The organism is Muriicola sp. (genome assembly GCF_049669965.1).
Taxonomy (GTDB): domain Bacteria; phylum Bacteroidota; class Bacteroidia; order Flavobacteriales; family Flavobacteriaceae; genus Muriicola.
In genome coordinates this window covers 1-5,307 of the sequence record NZ_JBATLB010000161.1, presented here as the reverse complement: position 1 = coordinate 5,307, position 5,307 = coordinate 1, and the positions used below count along the sequence as shown (strand labels likewise).

5 protein-coding genes are annotated in these 5,307 nt (G+C 45.5%); 2 read left to right on the top strand and 3 right to left on the bottom strand.

Annotated elements, in window-relative coordinates:
• Positions 1–1,352, bottom strand: a 1,352-nt coding sequence (locus WBM49_RS08660) for a serine hydrolase domain-containing protein (protein ID WP_424371656.1), incomplete at its 3' end; no start/stop codon positions are given.
• 698 nt (positions 1,353–2,050) lie between these two features.
• Here WBM49_RS08660 and WBM49_RS08655 point away from each other — a divergent pair.
• Positions 2,051–2,269, top strand: coding sequence for a hypothetical protein (locus WBM49_RS08655; RefSeq protein ID WP_424371655.1), 219 nt, complete (start codon positions 2,051–2,053; stop codon positions 2,267–2,269).
• 85 nt (positions 2,270–2,354) lie between these two features.
• On the opposite strand, the gene mscL is transcribed toward WBM49_RS08655, so the two are convergent.
• Complete coding sequence (gene mscL / locus WBM49_RS08650) at positions 2,355–2,804, bottom strand: large conductance mechanosensitive channel protein MscL (RefSeq protein WP_424371654.1); 450 nt, start codon at positions 2,802–2,804, stop codon at positions 2,355–2,357.
• Between the two features lie 350 nt (positions 2,805–3,154).
• On the opposite strand from mscL, the gene WBM49_RS08645 reads away from it, so the two are divergent.
• Positions 3,155–3,373, top strand: coding sequence for a hypothetical protein (locus tag WBM49_RS08645; RefSeq protein ID WP_424371653.1), 219 nt, complete (start codon positions 3,155–3,157; stop codon positions 3,371–3,373).
• A 66-nt stretch (positions 3,374–3,439) separates the two neighbouring features.
• On the opposite strand, the gene WBM49_RS08640 is transcribed toward WBM49_RS08645, so the two are convergent.
• Positions 3,440–4,942, bottom strand: coding sequence for a S10 family peptidase (locus tag WBM49_RS08640; protein ID WP_424371652.1), 1,503 nt, complete (start codon positions 4,940–4,942; stop codon positions 3,440–3,442).
• Positions 4,943–5,307: the final 365 nt, after the last annotated feature.

The following is a 5,307-nucleotide window of genomic DNA, read 5'->3' as shown; positions in this document are numbered from 1 at the left end:
ACGGCCTCACCCAATTCCCCGTCATCGCGAAGACGTTTAAAGGTGTCACCTTCAATGTGTCTGTAGAAGGTCATGGCCTCGGCCGGGGAGTTGGTAGGCAGGCCCATCATGACCAGCTTGCCTTCCCAGCTACCCACGTATTCCTCGCTGCCCCAGGGTTTGGGGTTGTAGGTACCAATATAGTCTGTCAAGTCCCTAGGCGTTTCTTCTTTGTTGGGGGCCTTTACCTTCTTTAAAATGGCATGGATGCCATTGGAATACCTGTTGGGATTGGTGCCCCCGGCATTGATCATCACTGCATAGGCGCGTTTGTCTTTCAGGTTGAGCTGCAGGGTAGAGCGGTAGCCGGGGCAGGAACCGCCATGGCCCGACCAGGTTTGGCCATCGCTGCCTTTGTAGACCACAAAGCCCAGCCCCCAGGTGGTCTTCCAGTCAGGGTCCGTCCAGTGCACCTGCTGCATATACTTTAGGGTTGAAGGTTTTAGGATCTCGGTGAGTGTGCTGTCCCGCAGCCTGAATTGCCAGGAGGCAAATTTCCCAAGATCTAGCACATTGGAGGAAAAGCCAGCGGCGGGTTTTATCCCTTTGGCCTGGAAGAGTTTTACCGGCGGGCGTTGCCCCTGCCGGTCTATGGCGCTGTAGCCAATGGCCAGTTTGCTACCGTAAAGGGCCTCCGGGAGCTCTGTACGGGTGTCTGCCAATTGTAATGGGTATAAGATGTTTTCTTTGATATAGGTGTCATAGTCCTGCCCGGAGACTTTTTCCACAATATGCCCCAGCAGGGTAAGCGCCAGGTTGCTGTACTGAAAATAGGTGGAGGCGGGGTAGAGGGTCTCCTGCTTCCCAAGGCTGGCATCTATCTCTGAGCGGGTAGGAAAGGGAAAGTCGGGTCCCGTCCAATAAGGGTTTACCGCTTCCCGGGGGAGCCCGGAGGAGTGGGTGAGCAGGGAGCGTACGGTGATAGGTCCGCTGTTTGGAAATTGCTGTTTTAAATCGTAGGAGGGAAGCAGCTCGTCTACGGTATCATCCAGCCGTAACTTGCCTTCGTCATAGAGTTTCATGATGGCCACGGAGGTAAAGAGTTTGGAGATGGAGCAGATGCTGCAAAGGGTCTCTGCGGTCATGGGGGTGTTTTGAGCCTTATTGGCCTGGCCAAAGGCGCCAGACCATAGGACTTCCTGGTCCTCTATGACTGCCGCACTGATCCCGGGCAGGTTTTCGTAGTCTTTTTGGGCATCGAGCCATACTTCGATAAGGGTAAAGGCTTCGGAAAAGTCCTTTTTTTCTTCTTTTTGAGCGAAAGAAATGGTAAGGAAGAAACAGAGGGCGAGGGTGGTGCAAAGTTTATTCATAAGGTTGGTCTTTGGTGAGAGTTATGATAGTTGCTCTAAAATAATGAATTGTCCTCATATCTATCTGTTCTATTGATATTTCGATCAAATTTTTAGAAAATCATTGTAAAGCTCAAATCTAAATAAAGCTTCCAGTTCCCAATGAAAATTAAATTTGAGTCTAGACCCTTTTTCTTTTGTTCATTTTACCTTGATGCAAAACGAACCAAAAGATCAAGAAGTTTTTAGGAAATTTTTTGCCCAGATAGTTATCGGGACTAAAAACCATGGCGCGGCTATCGCTTCATGCTCTTTTTCGTTTCACGAAACGCACCTCCGCTGGCCACGCCATTATTTCTGAAAACCTTCGGATAACCAGACTAAAGTGATAATAGTCAAAAATAAAATATTATTAGAACTTACTCCTCCCTATAACTATCGGGACCGGGAGGGGCCCGGGGTAGGTTTGGATTGGTTGGGTTTATTCAAATGTTGTTACCCTATGTCTTCGTATGGGAGTTAAGTGGTCACCTGAGGGCATTTGTCCCGATAAACGACCCCTTTTTTCGGTAAGCTGTTTTGGGGGTTGTGTACGTTCACCGATGATTATTGTTCGTTGAACGAACATCTTGCCAGATACCGAAAAATAAGGGTTTTTCAGCGAACGGTACCCCGGTGAAGTGCTTGTGGGTGCGTTTTATATATATAAAACGCAACACATGAAAACTATAGCAACCATCTTCTTTATCTTCTTTATCAGCTTCGCTGCCCAGGCTCATGAAAACACTGCTGAGGTAAAAGTAGAAACTGCTGCGAAAGAGGTTGTAACTGAAACTACTAAAGAGAACACTGTTGCTCGTTTGTATCGTTTTAAGAATAGCAGAATTAAAAAAGAATTGTCTTTTAAGACTGCTAAGAACACTGCTAAATTGGTGTAATCTTTAACTGGTCTCGTTTTGCTTCGCAAGTTGCCTTCCTTCAAGATATATCTTGAACTCGGTAATACGCTACCTGATATTGGGATCAGGACTTATTTTGCTCTGTAAGTTCAATTTGCTTTTCCATTAATTCTGCGATACGGTTTAACAGTTCTATGTCTTTGGGGGTGGAAACTTTTACATCCTTTGGGTCCTGGGCCCTGTTCCGTAAAGTATTCATAAACTTAACCACCAGGAAGACCGTAAAGCCAATGATGATAAAATCAAAGGTGGCTTCTATCAGTTTTCCATAGCCAATGGCAATTTGTTCCGGGTTGGCCACGCCATCTGTGGTCACCGCTTCGCGTATGATCCATTTCTTGTTTTCCCAATTGACACCATCGGTTAGGAAAGACAGAGGCGGCAGGAAGATCTCCTTGACGAGTACATCTACCACCTTGTTAAATGCAGAACCGATGATCACACCAATAGCAATGTCTATCATATTTCCTTTTACTGCAAATTCCTTGAATTCTTCCAGAAGTTTAAATTTCATAGGTCCTATTGATTTAGTTTGATTATCCCTTGGGGGTTGTTTTGTATGTGAATATATATGTATGTAGACCGAAAAAGGTTCGGGAATTAAATGTAATAAATTCCGTGCCTAATCCTAAGTCTTGACAGAAGATGAGATAAAAAATATAATTTCAACGCTATCTGGGAGGAGATTAACCAGATAAACGACCTCTTTTTTCGGTAAGCGGATTTAGGGGTTTGGTACGTTTACCGATGATTTTTTGCACTTTACCCATGTTCTTGTCAGATACCGAAAAATAAGGGGTTTTCAGCGAACGGCAACCCGGTGAAGTGCTTGTGGGTGCGTTTTATATATATAAAACGCAAGACATGAAAACAATAGCAACCATCTTCTTTATCTTCTTTATCAGCTTCGCTGCCCAGGCTCAGGAAAACACCGCTGAAGTAAAAGTAGAAACTATTAAGAAAGAGGTTGTTACTGAAACTACTAAAGAGAACAATGTTGCTCGTTTGTATCGTTTTAAGAATAGCAGAATTAAAAAGGAATTGTCTTTTAAGACTGCCAAGAACACTGCTAAATTGGCTTAAGCTGGTCTCGCTTCTCGACTCCGCTCGAAGTGACATCCCCTGACTCTGATTGACCCAATATAACCATCACTTATTCAAAAATGCCCTTATATCCTTTGTCAGTTGCTCATAATCCGGGGTATGGGTGTACATCATATGACCCGCTTCAAAATATTTAAAGCTCACGCGTTCTGTAACTATGCCGTTTCGGTTAAAGGTGTATTCAGCATCGAAGAACGGACAAATAAGGTCGTAATACCCACTGGCCACCATCACCTTCATCGCCGTATTACGGCGCATGGTATCTCCCAGCAGCCTGGCCGTATTTACAGGCATGGGTTCCCAGTATTTACCTTCAGGCACCATCCTCCAGCGCCATTTTTCGCCAATGGCATCATTACTGGTAAGGTAGGGTCTGTCCATTTTAACCTTCAGGGTATTTGCCAAATAATGATTTAATGCCGCCGTGTAGGCAGAAGAGATCTGGTAGGAAGCCGGATCTCCTAAGTGGGGACCTTCGGCCACATCATCGGCCTCATCACCCATAAACCGGCCATCGAGTCGGCCTATCGCCAGGCCTTTTTCTGCCAAAAGTTGTTTTTGAAAGCGTGGGATCAGCACTCTGAGATTACTTTTTAGGATATAGGCCTTGTCAAGGCCCGTGAAATAGCCTAGTTTTTCGGCAATACTTTCTTTTTCTGATGAAGAAAGGAGGTTGCCTTTATACAGGGCCGGGGCATAGGTAGTATAGGTGAACATCCGGCTTTCTTCCACAAAATCTTGCAGGGATTTCCCCTGCCCTGCTTTTTTATGATACCAGGCGGTGGCAGCCATGCTGGGTAAATAAGTGAGGTAGGAGGTAATATTGTCATGAATGGAGGTAGAACCTTCGTAGTCCAAAGCCTGAGAGATCAAAATAAGGCCATTAAGGGCCATATCCTGCCCATCGCCTTCCAGCGCATTGGCCACGGCCGCTGCCCTGGTGGTTCCAAAGCTTTCTCCGGCAATGTATTTTGGGGAAAACCAACGGTTGTTCTCGGTGACCCATTGGCGCATAAATTTAGCTATGGAAGTTGCGTCTTCCTTTAACCCCCAATAATCGGCTGCCTTGCCTTTTCCCAAAACCCTGCTATAGCCAGTTCCAACCGGGTCTATAAAAACCAGGTCGGTTAGGTCCAGGATACCCTGCTCATTGGTCATTATCTGATAAGGTGCCGCACCGTCATCCGCATTGGCATCGGAGGGTACTTTTACCAGCTGAGGTCCTAGCAGGCCCATATGCAGCCATACCGAGGCAGAGCCGGGACCACCGTTAAAGACAAAGGTAACTGGGCGCTTGGAAGGATCGGCCACTCCTGTTTTGGTATAGGAAATAGCCCATATAGCCGCCACCGGCAGGTCTTTTTCGTCCTTTAGATAGTGCTCAGCAGCCGTGGCTGTATAGCTTACGGTCTTCCCCCCATTGCTGATCTGGTGCTGGGTAACAAACGACTGGGCAAGTGGTATGGGAACTTCTTTTTTTTCTTCCTCTTGTGCTAAAGAAAAGAATAGGAAAAAACAGCTAGTCAGTGTTAAATAGTAGTTTTTCATAAAAGCGGCCTTTGGTTAATTAGTTGAGAAAGATCCCCTAAAATAATCAATTGCCTTCAACTTAATTGTGATAAAAAGTATTTAGAAGAAGGATTAGGAAAAATCAATGTTTGGTAGAGCTCCTAATTTGTTATTTCGAGTTCTCACCCTTGTCATATCGAGCGGTAGTCGAGATGTGTCTTTAGGGCATTTGTCCCGATAAACAACCTCTTTTTTCGGTAAGCGGATTTAGGGGTTATGTACGTTCACCGATGATTTTTTGCACTTTACCCATGTTGTTGTCAGATACCGAAAAATAAGGGGTTTTCAGCGAACGGCAACCAGGTGAAGTGCTTGTGGGTGCGTTTTATATATATAAAACGCAA

What these genes read in the sequence shown, in the direction of transcription:
- WBM49_RS08655 (WP_424371655.1), top strand. Translation starts at nt 2,051, where the DNA reads ATGAAAACTATAGCAACCATCTTCTTTATCTTCTTTATCAGCTTCGCT.
- WBM49_RS08645 (WP_424371653.1), top strand. Translation starts at nt 3,155, where the DNA reads ATGAAAACAATAGCAACCATCTTCTTTATCTTCTTTATCAGCTTCGCT.
- WBM49_RS08640 (WP_424371652.1), bottom strand. Translation starts at nt 4,942, where the DNA reads ATGAAAAACTACTATTTAACACTGACTAGCTGTTTTTTCCTATTCTTT.
- mscL (WP_424371654.1), bottom strand. Translation starts at nt 2,804, where the DNA reads ATGAAATTTAAACTTCTGGAAGAATTCAAGGAATTTGCAGTAAAAGGA.